Below are 22370 nucleotides of genomic sequence, written 5' to 3' on the forward strand. Positions count from 1 at the left end.
TTCACATGAAACAGAAAATTGCACTCATCACCGGCATCACCGGGCAAGACGGTTCTTATCTCGCTGAACTCTTGCTGGAAAAAGGTTACATCGTTCACGGTATCAAGCGTCGCGCGAGTCTTTTCAACACCAACCGCGTTGACCATCTCTACCAGGACCCGCACATTGACCACCGCAACTTCGTGTTGCACTACGGCGATCTGACGGACACCAGCAACCTGGTGCGCATCGTGCAGCAGGTGCAGCCGGACGAAATCTACAACCTCGGCGCGCAAAGCCATGTGGCCGTGAGCTTTGAAAGCCCTGAGTACACGGCGGACGTGGATGCCATCGGTGCCTTGCGCCTGCTGGAGGCCATCCGTATCCTGGGCTTGGAAAAGAAAACTCGTTACTACCAGGCCAGCACCAGCGAACTCTACGGGCTGGTGCAGGAGATTCCGCAAAAGGAAACCACGCCCTTCTATCCACGCAGCCCCTACGGCGTGGCCAAGCTCTATGCCTACTGGATCACGGTGAACTACCGTGAAGCGTATGGCCTGTATGCGTGCAACGGAATTCTGTTCAATCATGAGAGTCCGCGTCGTGGCGAGACCTTCGTCACGCGCAAGATCACGCGCGGGCTGTCCAACATTGCACAGGGCCTGGATCAATGCCTGCACATGGGCAATATGGATGCACTGCGCGATTGGGGTCACGCCAAAGACTACGTGCGCATGCAGTGGATGATGCTGCAACAGGACGCCCCCAAGGACTACGTCATCGCCACTGGCGTGCAGTACAGCGTGCGGCAGTTCATCGAGAAATCGGCGGCCCAACTGGGCCTCGCCTTGCGTTTCGAAGGCAAGGGCGTGGATGAAAAGGCGGTGGTGGCCGCCATTCATGGCGACAAAGCCCCTGCCTTGAAGGTGGGTGATGTCGTGGTGCGTGTTGATCCCCATTACTTCCGCCCTGCAGAGGTCGAAACCCTGCTGGGCGATCCGAGCTTGGCGAAACAGGATCTGGGCTGGATACCCCAGATCACGCTCGACGAAATGGTGCAGGAAATGGTCACCCATGATCTGGAGCAGGCCAGGCAGCATGCACTGCTCAAACACCATGGTTACACCGTGCAGGTCAGCAAGGAAAAATGAGCTCGCTCGAACAACCCCGCATTTATGTTGCTGGCCATCGCGGCATGGTCGGCAGCGCCATCGTGCGCGCCTTGCTGGCCCGGGGCGTCGCGGCAGACCAGATCATCACGCGCACGCATGCGGAGCTGGACCTGACCCAACAATCCGCAGTGCAAGCATTCTTTGCTAGCGAAAAACCTGACCAGGTCTACTTGGCAGCAGCCAAGGTGGGAGGCATCCTGGCCAACAACAGTTATCCGGCCGATTTCATCTACGATAATCTGCTGCTGCAGGCCAACATCATTCATGCGGCGCACGAGTACGGGGTACAGAAGCTACTCTTCCTGGGGTCAAGTTGCATCTACCCGCGCATGGCGCCGCAACCCATGGCGGAAGATGCTTTGCTTACCGGGACGTTGGAGCTGACCAACGAGCCCTACGCCATTGCCAAGATCGCCGGTATCAAGCTCTGCGAGAGTTACAACCGCCAGTACGGGCGCGACTACCGCAGCGTAATGCCCACCAACCTCTATGGCCCAGGAGACAACTACCACCCCGAGAATAGCCACGTCATACCTGCGCTGTTGCGGCGTTTTCATGAAGCCAAGGTTGATGGAGCTTCGGAAGTAATGATCTGGGGGACGGGTAAGCCTCGGCGCGAGTTCCTTTACGTGGATGACATGGCCGCAGCGAGTGTCTTCGTGATGTGCTTGTCCGACGCCGAGTATCGAGCACAAGTGAAACCGCAGCTAAGCCATATCAACGTAGGTTACGGTTCGGATGTGACCATTGCGGAGTTGGCGCAGACCGTCGCGCGTATCGTAGGTTACACGGGCCACATTGGTTTTGACGTCGAAAAGCCAGATGGGGCACCTCGTAAACTGATGGATTCCGGGCGTTTGCAGGCCATGGGGTGGCGTGCAACTGTGACGCTGGAAGATGGGCTGCGTCGTGCTTATCAGGACATGCAGACACAAGAGATGCGCAGCGTATGACCCATTTTGCTGTCTTGAATCTACCGACCTTTGCCGATCAGCGTGGTTCGCTGACAGTCATGGAGCGCGCACTGCCGTTTGAGGTGGTGCGCACCTACTGGATTCATGGTGCCGATGGGCAGACCCGTGGTGGCCATCGGCACACCTATACGCGGCAGGCCTTGATAGCGATCAGCGGAAAGATCGACGTCTACATGAACGACGGCGTGACGGCCGAAACGATCGCACTCGATCACCCCGGCAAATGCTTGCTGGTGGAGCCCAAGGATTGGCACACCATGAATTTTGGTCCCGGCTCCGTGCTGCTGGTCATGTCTTCCCATCCCTATGACCGCAGCGAGTACATCGACACGCCGTATGAGTGAGCCTCACATGATCGAATACGAAAGCCTCGTACGCTCCAATGCTGCCTTCATGGCCGATCTGGAGGAGGCCGCGACCCGCGTGATCCGCAGCGGCTGGTACGTGCTGGGGCAGGAAGTCAGTGCCTTCGAGGCCGAGTTCGCCCAATACATCGGTGCCAAGCACTGCATCGGCGTGGCCAACGGCCTGGATGCCCTGATTCTGTCCATCGAGGCGCTCGACTTGCCTGCGGGCAGCGACATCCTGGTGGCGTCCAACACCTACATCGCGACCATCATCGCGATCCTACGCGCCGGCCACAAACCCGTGCTGGTGGAACCCGAACTGGCCACGTTCAACATGGACCCGGCACGCCTGCCTGCCGCCATGACGACCAACACCCGGGCCATCTGTGTGACGCACCTGTTTGGCAAAACTTGCCGCATGGACGCCATCGGTGCCTTCGCGCGCGAACATGGCCTGAAGCTTGTGGAGGACTGCGCGCAGTCGCACGGCGCCAAGCTCGGCAGCCAGACGACCGGCACCTTCGGTGACGCTGGCTGCTTCAGCTTCTACCCCACCAAAAACCTCGGCGCCGTGGGCGAAGGGGGCGCCATTGTCACCAACGACGACGCCCTGGCCGAACGCCTGCGCATGACGCGCAACTACGGCTCCGAGAAGAAATACGTCTTCAAGTATGTGGGCGTTAACTCGCGCCTGCATGAAATGCAGGCCGCGCTGCTGCGCGTGAAGCTGCGGCACCTGAACGAGATGACGGCGCACAAGCGGAAGTTGGCCCGAATCTATTTTGACCACCTGCCCGACTGGCTGGCCAAGCCGCCTGAGGCGGCCGATGAGTTCGACGTCTTCCACATCTACGGCATCCGACACCCACAGCGCGACGCCTTGCGTCAGCACCTGCTCGACCACGGCGTGAAAACCGAGGTGCACTATCCTATTCCGCCGCACCACCAGGAGGCCATGAAAGGCATCCTGTCCGGCCACTACCCCATTACCGAAGAGCTGCACGCCACCGAGCTTAGCCTGCCGATCTCGGTGGGCAACACGGAAGCCGAGATCCGGACCGTGTGCGACGTGCTCGTGGCGGCGAAGGAAAGGTTTGCGCCGGCATGAGCAACCCAAAGCAGACCCCCGAGGACCGCTGGGACGTGGTTATCGCGCCCCGCGGCAAGGTCGTTGCGCTCGATCTGGGTAGCGTCTGGCGCTACCGGGACCTGATCCTGATGTTCTTCAAGCGCGACTTCATCGCGTTCTACAAACAGACGATTCTGGGCCCGCTGTGGTACCTGATACAGCCGCTCATGACGGCCACCACCTACTTCGTGGTGTTCGGGAAGATCGCGAACATCTCGACCAGCGGCCTGCCGCCCTTTCTTTTCTACATGTCGGGCATCGTGCTCTGGAATTACTTCTCGGTCTGTCTCATCAACAACTCCGAGGTGTTTTCCAAGAATGCCGCGCTGTTCGGCAAGGTGTACTTCCCTCGCCTGGTGGTGCCGATCTCCATCGCCATGAGCGGGCTGGTCGCGCTGGCCATCCAGTTCAGCCTGCTCACCGCCGTGACCATCGGGTTCATGCTGCTCACCGACGACGCGAAACTGCACGCCCAGATCCTCCTGGCATTGCCGTTCATCGTGGCGCATGTGGCTGCGCTGGGCATGGGCGTGGGGCTGATCGTCTCCGCGCTCACCGTGCGCTTCCGGGACCTCGCCTTCGCGGCCGGATTTGCGACCCAGCTCTGGATGTACGCCACACCGGTGGTGTATCCGTTCTCGCAGATTCCGGAGCGCTACCAATGGTTCTTCTACCTGAACCCCATGACCGCTCCCGTGGAAACCGTTCGTTCGGCCATGTTCGGCTCGCCCGGTGTCCCGGTGACACTCTGGTTGAGCAACATCGCCATCGCGGGCCTGCTGCTCCTGGCAGGGGTGCTGCTGTTCTCCCGGGCGGAAGCCAATGCCATGGACACGGTGTGAAGGCACGACATGAACTCTGATGTTGTCATTCACGCTGAGAACATCAGCAAGCAGTACCGCCTGGGCGTCATCAACCACGGCACGCTGTACCGCGACCTGCAAAGCTGGTGGGCGCGCTGGCGCGGCCAGCCCGACCCCAATGCCGAGGTGGTGGACGCGCGCGGGCACCGGGAGAGCAAGGCCCGAATCGTCGGGGACCGCTTCTACGCACTGGACGACGTGAGCTTCTCCGTCAATCAGGGCGACATCATCGGCATCGTCGGCCGCAACGGGGCCGGTAAATCCACGCTGCTCAAGGTGATCTCGCGCATCACCGCGCCCACCACGGGTCGTATCCGGCTCAAGGGGCGGGTGGCCAGCTTGCTGGAGGTGGGCACGGGTTTCCACCCCGAACTCACGGGCCGTGAAAACGTCTACCTGAATGGGGCCATCCTCGGCATGAGCCGCCGTGAGGTGAGCAGTAAGTTCGAGCAGATCGTCGAATTCGCCGAGATCGGTGAATTCATCGACACCCCCGTCAAGCGATACTCGTCCGGGATGTACGTGCGGCTGGCCTTCTCCGTCGCGGCACACCTCGACCCCGAGATCCTGCTGGTGGACGAAGTGCTGGCCGTGGGCGACATCAACTTCCAGAAGAAGTGCCTGGGCCGCATGCAGGAAATCGGCAAGGACGGCCGGACCATCCTGTTCGTGAGCCACAACGTGTCGGCCGTGAAGCAGATGTGCAACAAGGGCCTGCTGCTGAACGACGGCCGCTCCATCCGCGTCGGCCCCACCAGCGACATCATCAGCGAGTACGTGGACCATTTCAACGACCATCAAGCGGCGGAGTACGTGCGGGCGACCGAGCCGAACCCGAGCAGTGTGGCGGTCCTGCGGCTGGCCATCTGCAACGCCAAGGGCGCCATCGCCAGCCAGATCGAGTTGACCGAGGACTTCTTTGTCGAGGTCGACTACCTGCTGGGCACGCCGATGTCGGGCCTGAGCGTGGGCCTCCAGGTCATCCTGGACGACGGTCTGTTGACCATGCTGTCCCTGTCCGACCCGGAATTCGCCCCCGAACGGCTGAACATGCGCCCCGCCGGCCGCTACAAGGCGCGCGTGAAAATCCCCAGGCAGATCCTGAACACCGGTCGCTACCGTCTCCGGGTCGGCATCTCGTCGCGCTTTTCCGTCTACGACATCGTCGAGAACGTGACCTTCGAGGTCGTCGACAACGTGGGGATCGTGCAGTTCATGGGATGGGACCGCAAGGGCTCCCTGCTGGGCGTCCAGCTGCCCTGGGACGTGGAGCGCGCCTGAGCATGCTGTCGACCATCGCACGCCAGCTGGAAGACCTGCGCTCGACGTGCGTCGGCCTGTGGTTGCGCCTCAACGGCGTCGACATGGGCCCCGGCTGCCGCTTCGGAAGGCGGGTCAAGGTCGCGCGCGGTGTCGTACTCGGCCAAGGCGTGAGCCTGCAGGACGGTTGCGAGATCCACGGACGGGTGCGACTGGGCGACCGGGCCGTGGTGCAGAAATGCGCAGAAATCGCGGGCCACATCGACGTGGGCGTGGAAACCGTGATCGGCTCCTACGCCTTTGTGTCCACGATGCCCCAGGCGCATATCCGCATCGGCGCGCGGGTGCTGGTGAATTCCTTCAATGTGATCGGCGCGGGCGAGCAGGTCGTGATCGAGGACGACTGCATCTTTGCACCCTATGTGCAGATCACGGACTCGACCCACCGGTTCGAGCACATTGAAGACTCGCCCCGGCACGATGCCGGCACCTCCAGCCCCGTGGCGATTGGGCGAGGGTCATGGCTGGGCAGCGGGGTCAAGGTATTGATGGGCGTGCAGGTGGGCGACGGCGTGGTGGTCGGCGCGGGTGCGGTGGTCAACAAGAGCCTGCCGGCCATGTCGGTCGCGGTGGGCATGCCCGCCGTGGTAGTGCGGATGAGAACCGCCAGGGATCAGAAGGAAACAGAAACAGCATGAGCAAGGTATTGATCACGGGCGCCGACGGCTTCATCGGTTCCCACCTCACCGAGGCCCTGGTACAGGCTGGCCACCACGTGCGCGCCCTGTGCCAGTACAACTCTTTTTCCAGTTGGGGCTGGTTGGACGGTTCGCCTTGTCGCGGCGACATCGAGGTGGTGCTCGGCGATGTGCGGGACCCGGCGCAGATGCGCAGCATCTGCAAGGGCGTAGACACCGTCTACCACCTGGCTGCACTGATCGCCATCCCCTATTCGTATCACGCGCCCTCGAGCTACGTCGACACGAACGTCCAAGGCACGCTCAATGTGTTGCAGGCCGCGCTCGATGCCAGCGTCGGCCGCGTCGTGCACACCTCGACCAGCGAGGTCTACGGCACGGCCCGCGTCGTGCCCATTCGCGAAGACCATCCCCTGCAGGCCCAGTCGCCCTACTCCGCGACCAAGATCGGCGCCGACGCGCTGGCCTACAGCTTCCACAGCAGCTTCAACCTGCCGGTGATCACGGCCCGGCCGTTCAATACCTACGGGCCACGGCAATCGGCCCGTGCCGTCATTCCCACCGTCATCACCCAACTGCTCGCGGGCCGAAAAACGATCAAGCTTGGCGCCCTAACACCCACCCGGGACTTCAACTTCGTTCTCGACACCTGCCAGGGCTTTATGGCGCTGGCCGGGTGCGAAGGCGCCGTCGGCAAGACCGTCAACATTGGCTCGGGCACGGAAATCTCCATTGGCGACACGGTGGCCCTGATCGCCGAGCTGATCGGCACCGAGGTGCAAATCGAATGCGATGAAGTGCGCCTGCGCCCCACCAACAGCGAGGTCGAGCGCCTGATCTGCGACAACTCGCTGATGAAGTCGCTCACGGGGCACTCGCCCCGACACAGTCTGCGTGAAGGCCTCGCCCAGACCATCGACTGGCTGCGGCGACCAGAGAACCTGCAACGCTACAAGGTGGATCAGTTCAATGTCTAGGCGCGCCGTCATCCTGGCCGGCGGCAAGGGCACCCGCCTGCGCCCCTACACCTTGGTTCTGCCCAAGCCGCTGATGCCCATCGGGGAATATCCCATCCTCGAGGTCATTATCCGGCAACTGGTGCAGGCCGGGTTCGACCACATCACGCTGGCCGTGAACCACCAAGCCGAGATCATCAAGGCGTTCTTCCAGAACGGCGAGCGCTGGGGCATCCGGATCGACTACTCGCTGGAGGATCAGCCTCTGGGCACTATGGGCCCGCTCAAGCTCATCAAGGATCTGCCCGCGCATTTCCTTGTAATGAACGGCGACATCCTGACCGACCTGGACTACACGCAGTTCTATGACAGTCATGCAAGCGAAGACCGCATCTTCACCATTTCGTCCATGCGCCGGGAACACCGGATCGACTATGGCGTGCTCGACTCTGACGCCTCGGGCCTGCTGTGCGGCTTCCGGGAAAAGCCGGGGGTTTCCTACGAGGTGAGCATGGGCGTGTACATGGTGAGTGCGCGCGCATTGCAGCGCATTCCGGTCGGACGCCCCTATGGCTTCGATAACCTCATGCTCGATCTGCTGGAGGCCCGTTCGCCCGCGACCGTGCGACCGTTCTCGGGTTACTGGCTCGATATCGGCCGGCCCGACGACTATGCCCAAGCCATCGACGAGTTCGAGTCGATGAAATCCAGGTTCCTTCATGATTGATGCCCTGGTCACAGGCGCGGGAGGTTTCATCGGCCAGGCGCTGTGCGCGAGCCTGCGCGCAAACGGCTGGAGCATCCTGCCCCTGACCAGTGCCAACGGCGACGTGGCCGCCGCCGAGACCTGGAAGCCACTTCCGCCCGCGCGCGTGGTCTTTCACTTGGCGGGTCGCAGCTTCGTACCTGACAGCTGGGCACGAGGCCCCGATTTCGTGAGCACGAATGTCACGGGCACCGAGCACGCCCTGGCGCACTGCCGGGCACACGGCGCGCGCCTGGTGCTGGCCAGCGCCTACGTGTACGGCATTCCCCAGCGCCTGCCCATCCGCGAAACCGACCCCGCTTCGCCCAACAACCCGTACGCCCTGACCAAGCGCCTGTCCGAACAACTCTGTGAGTTTGCGGCACAGCACCAGGGTGTCGCGGCCACGGCGCTGCGCATCTTCAACGTATTTGGTCCCGGGCAGCGCGCCGAATTTTTGATCCCCAAAATCCTGCAGCAGGTCGAGGCCGGGAAGGAAATCCGGTTGCTGGATCTGGCTCCCCGAAGAGACTATGTCTATCTGAGCGACGTGGTCGATGCCTTTATCAAGGCTGGCGAAGTGAGTGCAGGCTTTCATGTCATCAATGTAGGCTCAGGCCAGTCACTTTCCGTCGCAGAAATCGTCGACAAGATACAAGTTGTGGCGGGAACCCGGCTACGTGTGGCCTCGGACTCGGTGGAACGCCGCCAGGAGATTCCCGATGTGGTGGCCGACATCGCCCTGGCGCAGCAGGTGCTGGGGTGGCGACCCCAGCTGAGCTTCGATGCCGGCATCGCACAAATACTGAAGAGGGTCTGACTTTGAGCAAGCGTTACGTACCGATCAACAAGGGCAACTACTCCATGGACACCCCGGAGCGCGAGGCGCGCTTTGAGGTCTACAAGGGTGAGGGCTGGGAGAAGGAATACGCCGAATACCGGCGCGAATGGGCCGAGTTGCCCCAGCGCCAGGAGGTCAGGGACTACCCACTGCTGGTGGACCTTGAGCTCTCGTCCATCTGCAACCTGCACTGCCCGATGTGCTACACGATCACGGACAAGTTCAAGGAGCACGTCAACACGACCCGCATGGACTGGGACCTGTACTGCAAGATCATCGACGAGATCGGCGGCAAGGTGCCGGCCCTGCGGCTGAGCCTGCGCGGCGAAGCGCTGCTGCACAAGCGATTTGCCGACTGCATCCGTTATGCGAAATCCAAGGGCATCAAGGAGGTGTCCACGCTCACCCACGGCGGCAAGCTGACTCTGCCGTTCTTCGAGGAGATCGTGGACGCGGGCATCGACTGGATCACCATCTCGGCCGACGGCATCGGTGAAACCTACGAACGCATTCGCAAGCCGATCAAGTTCAAGGATCTGATGGACAAGATCAAGGCGATGAATAAGTTCAAGGAAGAGCGTGGCCTGCACAAGCCCGTCATCAAGATCCAAGGCATCTGGCCCGCCATCCGCGACCAGGCGCAGGAGTACTACGACACCTTCGCGCCTCACGTCGATCTGGTCGCCTTCAACCCACTCATCGACTACCTGGGCAACGACACCCACATCGAGTACCTCGAGAACTTCACCTGCCCGCAGCAATACCAGCGCCTCGTTATCGGCGCCGACGGTCTGGTGATGAAGTGCTCGAACGACGAAGAGAACCGCGAGGTCATCGGCGACGCGAACAAGCAGACCATCCACGAACTCTGGCACAGCGAGAAGATGAACGCCGTGCGCGAGCTGCACAAGCGCGACCGCGGCTTTATGGAAAGCGCGGTCTGCAAGCGCTGCTACCTGCCACGCAAGACCGAGGACGAGGATGCGGAGGTCGGTGGGCGCACGTTCACCGTCAAGAACTACGTGTTCCGGATCCAGGTGGTGGGCAAGTAAGGCCGGCCCACGCGAAGGCCTAGAACCGGCCGCCGCTCATGCGGCACGGGACGCCAGGTTTCAACAGTTGCGAGAAAAGACATGTTCAAGAACTTCCACAGCGACCGCTGCTATGTGATCGCCGAGATCGGCGGCAATTTCACGACGCTGGAACAGGCGCGCCGCCTGATCGACGAGGCAGCCGGCTGTGGCGTGGACGCGGTCAAGCTCCAGACCTACCGGGCACAGACGCTGTCGAGCCGGGTGGCCATGTTCGACATGGAAAACACTGGGGTCACGTCCCAGTTCGACCTGTTCAACAAGTACGCGATCGACGAGAAGCTGCACCACGAGGTCTTCCTTTACGCGCAGGACAAGGGGCTCGACTGGTTCTCGTCCCCGTCCCACCAGAGCGATGTCGACCTGCTCGAGCGCTGCGGTGTGGGCGCCCACAAGATCGGCTCGGACGATGCGGTCAACCTGCCATTCCTGCGCTACGTCGCGCGCACCGGCAAGCCCATCCTGCTGTCCACCGGCATGTGCACGCTGGAGGAAGTCCGCCGGTCGGTGGACGCGATCCTGGGCGAAGGCAACGACCGGCTGATCCTGCTGCACGCCATCACCAGCTACCCGACACACCCGCAACACGTCAACCTGCGCGCGATGCAGACGCTGATGGAGACCTTTCCCCAACTCGACGTGGGCTACTCCGATCACACGGTGTCTCCCGTGGCCAGCTTGTGTGCGGTGGCGATGGGCGCGCGCGTGGTCGAGCGCCATTTCACTTACGACAAGGCTGCGGACGGCCCGGATCACATGCTGTCGGCCGACCCTGCCGAGATGAAATGGCTGGTCGATGCGATCCGCGCCTTCGAGGTGATGCGCGGCAACGGCATCAAACGCCCGGCGGACAGCGAGAAGACGACCCGGCGCAACAACCGCAAGAGCTTGGTGCTCACTCAGGCCGTCAGGGCGGGTGATCGCCTCACCGCCGAAAGCGTGGCCATCAAACGCCCGGGGTACGGCATCCAGCCGCGGTTTTATGAGCAGGTGCTGGGCAGGACCGCCGGCCGCGACCTCGACACCGACGCCGTGCTCGATTGGAGCGACTTGGCATGACCTCTGTCGGCCTGGTGGTGCAGGCGCGCATGGGATCGACCCGGCTGCCGGGCAAGGTGTTGCGCCCGGTCGGGCACCTGACCTTGCTGGGTCACGTGATAGGCCGTCTTTCGCAGCTGCCGCAGCGCTGGCCGGTGGTGGTCGCGACGTCGACGGATGCGCGGGACGATGCCATCGTGGCGTGGTGCCGACAGGCCGATGTCGCCACGTTCCGGGGCAGCGAGCACGACGTGCTGGACCGTTATCTGCAGTGCGCGCGCACCTGGGACTTTGAACACGTCGTGCGTCTGACGGCCGACAACCCGTTCACCGATGTGCCCGAGCTGGAACGGTTGGTGCAACTGCACCTCGATGGTGGCTTTGACTACACGCACTCCTTCGGCATGATGCCGCTGGGCGTGGGCACGGAGGTCATCAGCCGGTCCGCGCTTGAGCGCAGCCACGTCGAAGGCTTGCAGCCCCACCATCGGGAGCACGTCAACGAATACATCCAGGAGCAACCCGAGTTGTTCCGCATCGGTGTGCTGGATATCCCGGCGAACAAGCGGGCCCCCAACCTGCGGCTGACGGTGGACACTGAAGAAGACTGGCGCCGTGCCGACGCCCTGGCCCGCCAGGCTCGTGGTCGTTGGCTCGAGACACAGGAAGCGATTGCGCTGTGTTCGTCTTCTGCATAGAAAGCTCCCATGCGCGCGGCATGGGCCATCTTTACCGCAGCCTGACCCTTGCCGATGCGCTGGTGCGCATGGGCGAGGACGTCCACTTCCTGATCAACGCTCACGAGCCCTCCCTGCAGATCCTGAAAAGTCGGGGGCATGCGCATGCCACCGTGGATCTCGCGCCCGAGGCTGGCGGCTGGGAGACCGAAGCGGTACGGCGCTTGCGCGCCTCTGCCTGGATCAACGACCGGCTCGATACCACCGCAGCGCATGTGGGGCGCGTCAAGGCCATGGGCCTGCCAGTGGTCACCTTCGACGACCGGGGCAGCGGCGCGGCGCAGAGCGATCTGAATGTGGCGGCGTTGGTCTTCGACCCCGAGGAAGTCGCTCGCCTTCAAGGAGTACGGGTGCTGACCGGTGTGGACCATCTGGTGCTCAATCCCGCCATCGCCCGCTTCCGCCGGGCTCGCGCGCAACTTGGCAGCGTGCTGGTGACGCTGGGCGGTGCCGACACGTACGGCGCCACCGTCAAGGTGGTGCGCCTGCTGCAGGACCAACCGTGGCAGGTCACCGTCGTGCTGGGCCCGGCCTTCGCCCACCACGAGGCGCTGGCCGAGGTGATGCCTCGTCACTTCGAGGTCCGGCACGGCGTGGCATCGATGGCCGAAGAAATGGCCCGCCACGATCTGGCCGTCACGGGCGGCGGGATGACGCCCTTTGAAGCCAATGCGGCCGGGTTGCCCTGCCTCGTGGTGGCCAACGAGCTTTTCGAGATCCCGGTCGGCCAGACCCTGGAGCGCATGGGCGGCTGCCGGTTCGCGGGACACCATGCGGCGATCAATGCGTCGGTATTTCGGTTGCCGCTGGACATCGCGGGCATGAGCACGCGAGCCATGGCCTCCGTGGGCCTGGACGGTGTGCAGCGCGTGGCCACCGCCGTGCGGGAGTTGGTGCGGCCATGAGCAAGACCGTCGTCATCCACCAGCCGGACTTCGTGCCTTACCTTGGCTTCTTCCAGCGGTTTCTGTCGGCGGACGAGTTCATCGTGCTGGACCATGTGCAGTTCGTCACCGGCACCAGCCGCAGCTGGACCCACCGCGACAAGATCAAGACACCGTCAGGCGAGAAATGGCTCACCCTGAGCGTGCGCAAGGCGCCCCTGGGCACCCCCATCAACGAGATCGAGCTGTCCAGCTCGGTGGACTGGGCTACCGACAACCTGAACCTGCTGAAACAGAACTACCGCAGCGCACCGTTCTTTGACGAGGTGTTTCCGTCCATTGCCTCCCTGTACGACCAACCGCCCCGGCTGATGGCCGATTTCAACCTGCGCTCAATCGAGTTGCTCATGGACCTGCTGGACGTCCGGCTGCCCTGGGTGCGCTCCAGCACCTTGCAGCCCGCAGGCAGCAGCAACGAGATGCTGATCGACCTGCTGGGCAAGGTCGGTGCCACGCACTACCTGTCGGGCAATGGCGCGCGCGACTACATGCAGCCGGAGAAATTCGCCCGGGCCGGCATCGAGGTGGTCTGGCAGCAGTTCATGCATCCGGTTTATCCGCAACAATTCGGGGCCTTCGTGCCCTACCTGAGTTCGCTGGATGTGCTGTTCAATTGCGGCATTGCGGCTTCCCGACAAATTCTGAGAGAAACAGCATGAAGATATTGGCTATTGGTGCGCATTTCGACGATGTGGAGCTGGGCTGTGGCGGCGCGCTGGCGGCCCACGCCGCCCGTGGCGACGAGGTCTACGTGTTCGTCGCCACCGTCTCCGGCTTCACCAACCAGTACGACCAGTCGGTGCGATCCAGCGACGTGGCGCGGGCCGAGGCCGAGGAAGCCATGAAGGTCCTGGGCGTCAAGCAGATGTTTTGCGGGGACTTTAAGACCCTGGAGGTGGAGTTCGTGGACAGCCTGAACATCCAGATCTTGCGGCTCGTGGAGCAACTGGCCATTGAGCAGGTGTACGCCCACTGGACCGGCGACATCCACCACGACCACCAAGCCGTGGCCCGCGCATCGCTGCACAGCTGCCGGCACGTGCCGCGCCTGCTGATGTACCGCAGCAACTGGTACCACTCCACGCTCGATTTTCGTGGCAACTTCTATGTGGACATCACCGACCACTGGGATGCCAAAGAGCAGGCCATTCGCGCGCACCAATCGGAGATGGAGCGCACTGGCGCCAAGTGGATCAGCTTCTTCCGCAACGAGGCAGAAAATGCTGGGCAACGCATCGGCGTGCGCTACGCCGAGGTGTATGAGGTTGTGAAATGGCTGCAGTCATGAGGACCTGGCTTCGGTACGCGGCCTGGCTGTTGCCGCACGGCGTGCACGTGCTGCGCCAGCGCTTGCGAGCGGCACGACCTCCCGCGCAGCTGGTGCCGAAAGAGGTGCTGGTTGCCAATGGCCAGCTGAAGAACCGCCACGCTGGTCAGCGCTGCTTCATCGTGGGCAACGGCCCCAGCGTGAAACAGGTCGATTTGCGCCGCCTTCAGGGTGAAACGGTGTTCTCCGTTTCTAATGGTTACCTACATGAAGGCTACGCAGCGATGGCGCCCCAGTACCACTGCGTGCCGCAGATCACCTATGGCCGGATGACCGAAGCCGACGTGGTGTCCTGGTTCCGCGAGATGGAGAACAGCATCGGAAATGCAGAGTTGTTCCTCAACGAAACAGAAGCGGCATTGGTCAGAAGGTATGGGCTGTTTGCTGCACGGAAGGTGCATTACCTTGCATTTCAAGAAAACTTCGACGAGCTGAATGATCTGCGTCTTATCGATATCGTTCAATCGGTCCCTAGAGTGGAGTCGGTCCCGATCATGGCCCTGATGATCGCGATGTACATGGGTTTCCAGGAAATCATCCTTCTTGGCGTGGACCATGACAGCTGGCGTACGGGGTATTACAACTACGCATTTCAACCCAAGGCCATGTCCGGTAAAGACTATTCTGTAAACGATCAAGGAAAGATTCTTGCCGAGAATTTCGATACATTCCAAAGTTTGGCGCGACTCTGGAGGCAATACCGTCACCTGGCCAAAGTGGCATCGGCGAACCATATAAAAATTGTGAATGCCAGCCCTGGGGGTGAATTGGATGAATTTCCGCGTGATTCGCTCGAATCACTTGGCATTTGAGTCTCCGCCGAAGTATGAAAAACCTGATGATCGCCCTGCGCTCTCGATTCAAACTGACGAGAGAACGCGAAGCAACGCCCGTTAATGGATACGTAGGGCGATTTGAAGATTGGCAAACGGCCAAAAGCCAGACCTTGGGCTATCAGGACCCCGCAATCGCAAGAAAAGTTGCGGGAGCCGTGCAAAAAATCCTATCCGGCTCTGCACCCTATGAACGCGATTCTGTGATTTTTGAGAACAGAGAGTTTTCATTTCCGCTGGCCACCGCATTGCTGTGGGTTGCGACGAAAGCGCAAGGGCAGCTGCGCGTCCTGGATTTTGGCGGAGGGTTGGGCACCAGTTTCTTTCAGAACAAACCTTTCATGAGCTGGCTCTCCCATATCGAATGGTCCATTGTTGAGCAGCCGAGTTTCGTCGAGCAGGCTCGTGTCTTGTTCGCCAATCATTCGCTGAAGTTTTATTCAAGCTTGACCGCAGGACTGCAAAATGCAAAACCACAGTTCGTTCTGCTGTCTAGTTCTTTGCAATATGTCGAGAAGCCCTATGAAGTATTGACAGAGGTAACTGAAGCAAAGGTTGATGTGATCATGCTAGATCGGACTCTTTTCTCCTCAGAGTCCTCGGACTATGTCACAAGGCAATATGTGCCTCAGAGCATATTTCCGGCCACAATACCGACGTGGATACTCAGCAAGGAAAAATTTCTGGAATACATGCAGCAGAAATACCGCCTGCTTTCGGAGTTTCCCGCCTTCAAATCAACAATCAATCTCGATAGAGATGGGCGAAATCTGCAGGAGCTTGGTTACCTATTCGTTTTGAAGGGGTCGGCCTATGAACTTGCCTTGAATGAGAAATAGCGAGGTCGTGTTGAACTTCATTGCAAATCAACCAAAGGGCTGTCCACTTTGTGGTTCAGGCAGAGCGCAGCTGCATCGCTGGCACAGCATAGCCGACGTGCGTGCCGAATGGAAACAAGGACTTGGCTTTGACCCTTTCGACCGCTTGGAAACGGGTGACCACCTTTTCCAATACCGTTGCTTGGATTGCGACATGCGCTTCTATCATCCCGCAATCTGTGGTGACGGGGAATTTTACAAGGAGCTCTCGACCCGCTTCGTGTGGTACTACGAGAAGGACAAGTGGGAGTTTGATGTTGCAGCTGATCTCATCTCGCAACTGACCGACGTGCGCAGGCTGTTGGAAGTCGGCTGTGGGCAAGGGCATTTTCTGACCCGAATGCACAACCTCTACAACTGCCAAGGCGTGGAATTCAATCCCAAGGCCATTGAAGACTGCCAGGCAAAAGGACTGAACGTCTCTTCCAGCACCCTTCGCTCAATAGAGACATCCTTCGATCTTGTGGTGGCTTTTGAGGTTCTCGAGCATCTCAGCAATCCGAGGGAGTTCATGGAGGATGCGCTGAGGGTCGTCAAGCCTAATGGTTATTTGCTGCTCGCCGTGCCCAATCCGGAGGGGTATTTCTCTGAGGCAGATCGAGTTCTGCTAGATATGCCACCGCATCATGTTCTTTCGCTGAGCAAAAAGACATTCGAGAATATTGCAAAGATCTTTCAGCTAGAAATAGTGAATATTCAACAGGAACCTTTGCGATTTGCTCACTACAAGTCGTATATCAGTAACTTCATTTTGCCCGACCTTCCCACTGCCGAAAAGCAGCCGCTGCTCAAGCGTTTGATGAGAAGGTTTCTTGGCATTGATCTTGATGTGGAGAGGCGTAAGGTTGTGGAACAGTTAACAGCGATTCAACTGGCGACCTCCTATCCCATCGCCAAAGATGGGCTGACAGGCCAGACCCACATGGTTCTATTTCGCAAGATCGCGTGACCTGGACAATGCAGATTCATGTTCTCATTCCTGTTTTCAACCGCCTGCACCATACTCAGCGGGTGATCGAATCGCTGCGCGCGCAGACGCGGGCGAACGATGTGCGCATCGTCGTCATCAACGACGGCTCCACCGATGGCACACGCGATTACCTGGCGGGCCAGGCCGATGTCACCACCCTGGAAGGCGACGGGTCGCTCTGGTGGGGCGGGGCGATCGACCTCGGATTGCGGCACGTGCTGGCCAACGCCTCACCCAACGACTATGTGCTGTTTCTCAACAACGACACCTGGTTCGCTCCGGACTACGTGGACACGCTGGTGCGCGTGAGCCGAGAGGGCGGCGGCGCGGCGGTGGGCAGCGTGATCCATGAAGAAAACCGTGACGATCCCCTGGTCAGCATCGGCCCGCGCATCAGCATCAACCACATCGCGGTCTGGGACCTGCTGGCCGAGTTGCCGGAGCAGGAGCGCCGGTCGCCCAAGCCGGTCTACCGAGTGGATGCGCTCTCCGGCCGGGGGACGCTTTACCCCGTCTGCCTGTTCAAGACCCACGGCGGCATGCGCCCTAGGCTGCTGCCGCACTACCTGGCCGACTACGAGATCGCCATGCGATTCGCGCGCGATGCCCGCACGCCGCTGCTCGTGAGCAGCCAGGCCATCGTGTTCTCGCCGCCCGTTTACGGCAACGAAGTCGCGCAGCTAGGCTGGTGGGAACGGCACTTCGGCCAGCGCTCGTCGAGCAACGTGATCCGGCGTCTGGCCTTCTACGGCATGGTTGGCTCCCCTCTCCAGCGACTGACGGCCCCCCTGCGGCTGGCCTATTTCGGCATGTCGCGCTACCTTCACCAAAAACTCAAACCACGCACATCGATCACATGAATAGAGAAGATACGACGTGCATCGCCTGCGGTTCGTCCACAACGGTGTTCATCGACCGCATCTGGGACGACCGCTATGGGTGCCCCGGGGTGTTCTCGGTATTGCAATGCGGGTCCTGCGGTCAAATGGTGACCATGCCCCGTCTGACCGAGGCGGACCTGCCCGCGCTTTACAGCCAGTATTACCCCCGGCGCAACATCGATTTTGACTTACTCGAAAAGGAAAGTGCCCTGGTCGGGAAGAAGCACGCTCGCTTCAAGCGATGGCTGGCCGGCACGGACAACCAAGGCCACTACCTCGCCAAACCCGGGCAGCGCGTGCTGGACATCGGCAGCGGCTCGTGCCTTTCCCTGCTGGAGCTTCGTCAACTCGGTGTCGAGCCCTTTGGTGTGGAAGCCGATCCCAATGTCGCGGTCATCGCTCAGCGCTACGGTCTGAATGTGCACATCGGCAGCATCCACGACGACCCGTTCCCCGGTCAGGTGTTTGATCTCATCACGCTCAACCAGGTGATCGAGCACGTGCCCGATCCGGCCGCCCTGCTGCGCGTGGTACGCGACCGACTGGCCCCCGGTGGCCGCATCGTGCTGTCGTTTCCCAACGTGTCGTCGTGGCAGCGCCGGTTGTCGGGGACGAGGTGGATCAACTGGCATGCGCCTTATCACCAGCACCATTTCAGCCGGCGCTCGTTTGCCCTCTTGGCCCGGCAACAGGGCTATGAGGTTGTGAACGCCCGATCGATTACCCCCAACCTCTGGACCCTCCTCCAACTGCGCGCCATAGGCCGCGCGCCTGATGTAGGCGTGGCCTCGAATGCCTGGCAAAGCGGCCGGGCGCCGGGCGCCGGGCGTCCGTCCTTCGCGCGCCGCTTGAAGAACGCGTTGCTGCGGCGGCTGCGCACGGTGGTGGGTGGCCTGCTGGTGGTCGTCAACCGCATCGTAGACCGGCTCGGCGCGGGCGACAGCCTGCTGGTCGTGCTGAAGAAAACTGCTGATGGACACTGATTGCAGGGATTGCACATGAAGGTGGTCATACTCGATACCTATTACCCCCGTTTCCTCAAGTCGTTCTACGCCGAGCATGCTGGGTTGAGCCATGCGTCCTCGCAAGAACAGACCCAGGCCCTACTGAAGGCCGCCTTCGGCACCTCGGACTTCTATTCGCGCCATCTGAATAGCCTGGGCGTGGATGCCCATGACCTCGTCGCGAACTGCGTGCCTCTGCAAAAGATGTGGGCCACCGAGAACGATGTCTCGTTCAGTGCCTGGGCATTGCGTCTGCCCCACCGCACCTTCCGGTTGCCAGTCATCGGCGCGCAGCTCGCGGCACTGCCGGGCCTCATGGAAGTCGCGATCGCCCAGATCCGCTCGCTCAAACCCGACGTCCTTTATTGCCAGGACCTGAGCTTTTTCCCGGGTGAGGTGCTGAAGGATCTCAAATCGGACGTGCGGTTGATCGTCGGGCAGATCGCATGTCCGCTCCCGCCCGAGTCTTTCCTCAAGGGCTACGACCTGATCCTGACCTCCTTCCCGCACTTTGTTTCCCGCTTGCGGGCGCTGGGTGTCGCCTCTGCGTACTTCCGCATCGGCTTCGACACGCGAGTCTTGGATCTACTCGGAAAGGTTCAGAGAGACATCGGCGCGAGCTTCGTCGGTGGCATCAGCCGCCACCACGGAAAGGCTGTGCCTCTACTGGAATACTTGGCAACGAATACGCCCATCGAGTTCTTTGGCTATGGCGCGAAGACGCTGCCGCGCTCCTCTGCTATCCGCAAGCGTCACCACGGCGAAGTCTGGGGCTTGGATATGTACCGCGCTTTGGCACGCAGCCGCATCGCCCTGAATCGTCACATCGATGTGGCCGAGAACAACGCCAACAACATGCGCCTCTACGAGGCTACCGGCGTGGGCTCGCTGCTCATCACGGACCGCAAAGACAACCTCGGTGAGATCTTCGAGGTCGGCAAGGAAGTCGTGGCCTACTCCTCGCAAGAGGAAGCGGCGGAGCTGATCCGCTACTACCTCGACCATCCCGAAGAGGCCGCCGCGATCGCCCGTGCCGGACAGGCCCGCACGCTGCGCGAACACACCTACCGGCACCGCATGGAAGAACTCGTGCCGGTGCTGGAACGGCACCTCGGAGCGCGCCGCCCATGAAAGCCGCATTGCGTTCCCTGCTGAACCGCTTTCCCCGGCTCAAGGCCGGGCTCAAGCGGCTGCGCAGCCGCCTGAGCCCGCCGGGCGGCGTGTCGTCGAACTACGTGCCCCTGAAAACCGAGGAGGCCGCCGGCGAAGCCGCCCGCCTGCGTGACGCCTGGCAATCCGACGCGCTGCCGCGCCGGCAACGCGAGCTGGTGAATACCCAGCTCGCCGCTTACCGGCGCGGTGAGTCCATTGACGTGTTCGATGTCATGTGTCAGGCCCTGCGTGCGCTGCCGTCGGACGCGCGCGGCATGTCGGTGCTGGAGGTTGGCTGCTCCAGCGGCTTCTACGCGGAGGTGCTAGAGATCGCGGGGCTGGGCGTGCGCTATGCCGGCTGCGACTATTCGCCCGCCTTCATCGAGTTGGCCCGCCAGACCTACCCGGACCTGCGGTTCGACGTCGAGGACGCTACTGCGCTGTCGCACGACCGCGGCGCCTTCGACGTCGTGATTTCGGGCTGCTGCCTGCTGCACATTCCGGAGTACCAGGCGGCCGTCGTCGAGACGGCGCGCGTGGCCCGCCAGTACGCCATCTTCCACCGCACGCCTATGGTGCTCGGGCAACCCAACCAGTACTACCGAAAACAGGCCTACGGAGTGGAGACGGTGGAAATCCATTTCAACGAGCCCGAGTTCCTGGCCCTGCTGGCCGCCAGCGGCCTCGAACTGATCGCGACCTACACGCTGGACGAGACCGTTCACGGTGGTGTGGGCACGGCCAATCGCACCTACGTGTGCAGAAAAATCGCATCATGACTCCCCGCCACTTTTGCACGCTGTTCGACAGCAACTACCTCCTCAAAGGTCTGGCCATGCTGCGCAGTCTGGCCCGTCATTGCCCGGGCGCGAAGATCTATGTGCTTTGCATGGATGCTCAGACGAAATATGTTCTTGAGCACCTCGACTTGCCTTTTGTCAATTGCATCGCTCTGGCAGAGGTTGAAGACGATGCATTGCTTCGGGCCAAGGCGGATCGCGGCGTGGCCGAGTACTGCTGGACGCTTTCCTCCGGGTTCACCTGGCATGTCATGCAACGCTTTCCTGAGATCGATTTTCTGACTTATGTCGATGCCGATCTTCTGTTCTATTCAGACGTGAAACCGCTGTTCGATGAAATCGGTGATGCTTCCATAGCCATCATCGAGCATCGATTCACCGATCGCCTCATGGACCGCATGGTCAATGGCCGCTTCTGCGTCGAATGGGATAGTTTTCGCCGGGACGAGCAGGGTATGGCCTGTCTTTCGCGCTGGCGCGAACAATGCCTGGAGTGGTGCTATTACCGTCTCGAGGACGGAAAGATGGGCGATCAGAAATATCTGGATGAATGGCCTGATCGCTATTCCAAGTGCCACATCCTTATGCATCCGGGTGCCGGCATCGCGCCATGGAACTACGCCCGTTATCAATTCGGCCAGGATGCCTCAGGCAATGTCACGGTAGAGGGCGCACCTCTGATCTTCTACCATTTCCATCAGTTCCAGCTATTGGAGAATGGTGGCTTTGACCGCTTGTCAACCTTCTATACCTCGGAATGCCCGGAGCCGGCTGCCATCTACGAGGCATACGAGGTCGAACTGAAAACCTGTCTGGCTGACGTAAGAATCCTGGTTCCCGATTTCAAGGCGGGCCTGAAACCCGTCTCCATTGTGCGAGGACGCCGTTTCATACAGCGCTTCGTGCCGATGTGGATGAAGGAAGTTGCTCGTCGCTTTATGCGGTACTAGCCCTATGAGCATTGCAGAGCCGACTATCACGGTCATTACCGTCTGCTACAACAGTGCGGCCACAATTGCTGAAACGTTGCGCTCGGTTGCCTCTCAAACCTGGAGGGCGATTGAACACATTGTCATTGATGGCGGATCTACCGATGGGACTCAGGCGCTCGTACATCGGCATGGACGCCCGGGAATTGTTCTGGTATCAGAGTCCGACGATGGCATTTACGATGCCATGAATAAGGGATTGCGTCTGGCGTCCGGAGACTGGGTTGGTTTTTTGAATGCCGACGATGTGCTCGCTGATCCATGTGTGCTGACGGAGATGGTAGTGTCTGCGCAAAAAACCAAGGCGGATATAGTGTATGGGGACCTGGAGTATGTGGTACGTGCCAATGCTCAGCGTGTCATACGGCGTTGGCAAAGCGGGGTCTTCATACCTGCGCAGCTTCGCAGGGGCTGGATGCCTCCTCACCCGACCTTCTATGTCCGTCGGTTCTTGGTGCAACGAATAGGAGGGTTCGATCCTCGTTTTCGGATCGCTGCGGACTACGATTTCATGCTTCGGTATTTAAGCGCACCCGATGTCAAGGTCGTCTACTTGCCGCGTTTGATGGTGCAGATGAAGACTGGTGGTGTCAGCGGAAATGGTTCTTTGCGAGCCATACTGCAACGGAATTTCGAAAGTTACAAGGTTTTGCGCAAAAATCGCCTGGGTGGTCTGGGGGCCTTGATCTGGAAGAATGCGCGCAAGCTGCCGCAGCTGTTCAGATAAGAGGCGCTGACATGGGCATCCGGCACAATCGCTGC

General features: G+C 60.9%; 25 protein-coding genes. All 25 read left to right on the forward strand.

Features of this window, described 5'->3' with window-relative positions; all coding sequences use genetic code 11:
- Positions 1-5 precede the first annotated feature (5 nt).
- The 25 genes from gmd (at position 6) to DW355_RS06145 (ending at position 22335) form a co-directional block, all read left to right on the forward strand.
- Positions 6-1130 (forward strand): GDP-mannose 4,6-dehydratase, encoded by a 1125-nt coding sequence (gene gmd / locus DW355_RS06025; protein ID WP_131278457.1) that lies wholly within the window; start codon positions 6-8, stop codon positions 1128-1130.
- Complete coding sequence (fcl, locus tag DW355_RS06030) at positions 1127-2104, forward strand: GDP-L-fucose synthase (protein ID WP_131278459.1); 978 nt, start codon at positions 1127-1129, stop codon at positions 2102-2104. The genes gmd and fcl overlap by 4 nt, the downstream gene beginning before the upstream one ends.
- Positions 2101-2469: a sugar 3,4-ketoisomerase gene (locus DW355_RS06035; RefSeq protein WP_131278461.1), complete on the forward strand. Its 369-nt coding sequence runs from the start codon at positions 2101-2103 to the stop codon at positions 2467-2469. Before fcl ends, DW355_RS06035 begins: the two co-directional genes overlap by 4 nt.
- Positions 2462-3580 carry a DegT/DnrJ/EryC1/StrS family aminotransferase gene (locus DW355_RS06040; protein ID WP_242671311.1) on the forward strand — a complete coding sequence of 373 codons (1119 nt, stop codon included), beginning with the start codon at positions 2462-2464 and terminating at the stop codon, positions 3578-3580. The genes DW355_RS06035 and DW355_RS06040 overlap by 8 nt, the downstream gene beginning before the upstream one ends.
- The gene (locus tag DW355_RS06045) at positions 3577-4443 is read left to right on the forward strand and encodes an ABC transporter permease (protein WP_131278463.1); all 867 of its coding nucleotides are present in this window, start codon (positions 3577-3579) and stop codon (positions 4441-4443) included. Before DW355_RS06040 ends, DW355_RS06045 begins: the two co-directional genes overlap by 4 nt.
- Before the next feature lie 9 nt (positions 4444-4452).
- The gene (locus DW355_RS06050; protein WP_131278465.1) at positions 4453-5745 is read left to right on the forward strand and encodes an ABC transporter ATP-binding protein; all 1293 of its coding nucleotides are present in this window, start codon (positions 4453-4455) and stop codon (positions 5743-5745) included.
- 2 nt (positions 5746-5747) lie between these two features.
- Complete coding sequence (locus tag DW355_RS06055) at positions 5748-6422, forward strand: DapH/DapD/GlmU-related protein (RefSeq protein WP_131278467.1); 675 nt, start codon at positions 5748-5750, stop codon at positions 6420-6422.
- On the forward strand, positions 6419-7399 hold the full coding sequence (locus DW355_RS06060) for an NAD-dependent 4,6-dehydratase LegB (RefSeq protein WP_131278469.1): 981 nt from the start codon (positions 6419-6421) through the stop codon (positions 7397-7399). Before DW355_RS06055 ends, DW355_RS06060 begins: the two co-directional genes overlap by 4 nt.
- Positions 7392-8105 carry a sugar phosphate nucleotidyltransferase gene (locus tag DW355_RS06065; RefSeq protein WP_131278471.1) on the forward strand — a complete coding sequence of 238 codons (714 nt, stop codon included), beginning with the start codon at positions 7392-7394 and terminating at the stop codon, positions 8103-8105. Before DW355_RS06060 ends, DW355_RS06065 begins: the two co-directional genes overlap by 8 nt.
- Positions 8098-8943: an NAD-dependent epimerase/dehydratase family protein gene (locus tag DW355_RS06070; RefSeq protein ID WP_131278473.1), complete on the forward strand. Its 846-nt coding sequence runs from the start codon at positions 8098-8100 to the stop codon at positions 8941-8943. Before DW355_RS06065 ends, DW355_RS06070 begins: the two co-directional genes overlap by 8 nt.
- Positions 8944-8945: 2 nt before the next feature.
- On the forward strand, positions 8946-10016 hold the full coding sequence (locus tag DW355_RS06075) for a radical SAM/SPASM domain-containing protein (RefSeq protein WP_131278475.1): 1071 nt from the start codon (positions 8946-8948) through the stop codon (positions 10014-10016).
- An 81-nt stretch (positions 10017-10097) separates the two neighbouring features.
- Positions 10098-11114, forward strand: a complete 1017-nt coding sequence (locus DW355_RS06080; RefSeq protein WP_131278477.1) for an N-acetylneuraminate synthase family protein — start codon at positions 10098-10100, stop codon at positions 11112-11114.
- The gene (locus DW355_RS06085; RefSeq protein ID WP_131278479.1) at positions 11111-11791 is read left to right on the forward strand and encodes a cytidylyltransferase domain-containing protein; all 681 of its coding nucleotides are present in this window, start codon (positions 11111-11113) and stop codon (positions 11789-11791) included. The genes DW355_RS06080 and DW355_RS06085 overlap by 4 nt, the downstream gene beginning before the upstream one ends.
- Before the next feature lie 20 nt (positions 11792-11811).
- Complete coding sequence (locus tag DW355_RS06090) at positions 11812-12735, forward strand: hypothetical protein (protein WP_207388085.1); 924 nt, start codon at positions 11812-11814, stop codon at positions 12733-12735.
- The gene (locus DW355_RS06095) at positions 12732-13433 is read left to right on the forward strand and encodes a WbqC family protein (RefSeq protein WP_131278483.1); all 702 of its coding nucleotides are present in this window, start codon (positions 12732-12734) and stop codon (positions 13431-13433) included. Before DW355_RS06090 ends, DW355_RS06095 begins: the two co-directional genes overlap by 4 nt.
- A complete protein-coding gene (locus DW355_RS06100; protein WP_131278485.1) occupies positions 13430-14062 on the forward strand; it encodes a PIG-L deacetylase family protein in 633 nt (210 codons plus the stop codon). Before DW355_RS06095 ends, DW355_RS06100 begins: the two co-directional genes overlap by 4 nt.
- On the forward strand, positions 14047-14913 hold the full coding sequence (locus DW355_RS06105) for a hypothetical protein (RefSeq protein ID WP_131278487.1): 867 nt from the start codon (positions 14047-14049) through the stop codon (positions 14911-14913). The genes DW355_RS06100 and DW355_RS06105 overlap by 16 nt, the downstream gene beginning before the upstream one ends.
- A gap of 26 nt (positions 14914-14939) precedes the next feature.
- Positions 14940-15773, forward strand: coding sequence for a methyltransferase, TIGR04325 family (locus DW355_RS06110; RefSeq protein ID WP_165493133.1), 834 nt, complete (start codon positions 14940-14942; stop codon positions 15771-15773).
- A 10-nt stretch (positions 15774-15783) separates the two neighbouring features.
- The gene (locus DW355_RS06115; protein WP_165493134.1) at positions 15784-16761 is read left to right on the forward strand and encodes a class I SAM-dependent methyltransferase; all 978 of its coding nucleotides are present in this window, start codon (positions 15784-15786) and stop codon (positions 16759-16761) included.
- Positions 16762-16769: 8 nt separating this feature from the next.
- Entirely contained in the window at positions 16770-17642 is an 873-nt protein-coding gene (locus tag DW355_RS06120; protein WP_131278493.1) for a glycosyltransferase family 2 protein, read from the forward strand.
- A 134-nt stretch (positions 17643-17776) separates the two neighbouring features.
- A complete protein-coding gene (locus tag DW355_RS06125; RefSeq protein WP_207388086.1) occupies positions 17777-18646 on the forward strand; it encodes a class I SAM-dependent methyltransferase in 870 nt (289 codons plus the stop codon).
- Between the two features lie 15 nt (positions 18647-18661).
- On the forward strand, positions 18662-19798 hold the full coding sequence (locus DW355_RS06130) for a glycosyltransferase (RefSeq protein WP_131278496.1): 1137 nt from the start codon (positions 18662-18664) through the stop codon (positions 19796-19798).
- Complete coding sequence (locus DW355_RS06135; RefSeq protein WP_131278498.1) at positions 19795-20598, forward strand: class I SAM-dependent methyltransferase; 804 nt, start codon at positions 19795-19797, stop codon at positions 20596-20598. The genes DW355_RS06130 and DW355_RS06135 overlap by 4 nt, the downstream gene beginning before the upstream one ends.
- Positions 20595-21569 (forward strand): hypothetical protein, encoded by a 975-nt coding sequence (locus DW355_RS06140; protein WP_131278501.1) that lies wholly within the window; start codon positions 20595-20597, stop codon positions 21567-21569. The genes DW355_RS06135 and DW355_RS06140 overlap by 4 nt, the downstream gene beginning before the upstream one ends.
- A gap of 4 nt (positions 21570-21573) precedes the next feature.
- The gene (locus DW355_RS06145) at positions 21574-22335 is read left to right on the forward strand and encodes a glycosyltransferase family 2 protein (RefSeq protein ID WP_131278503.1); all 762 of its coding nucleotides are present in this window, start codon (positions 21574-21576) and stop codon (positions 22333-22335) included.
- The last annotated feature ends 35 nt before the right edge of the window (positions 22336-22370 follow it).

The sequence above is a fragment of the Hylemonella gracilis genome (assembly GCF_004328645.1).
Lineage (GTDB): Bacteria > Pseudomonadota > Gammaproteobacteria > Burkholderiales > Burkholderiaceae_C > Hylemonella > Hylemonella gracilis_B.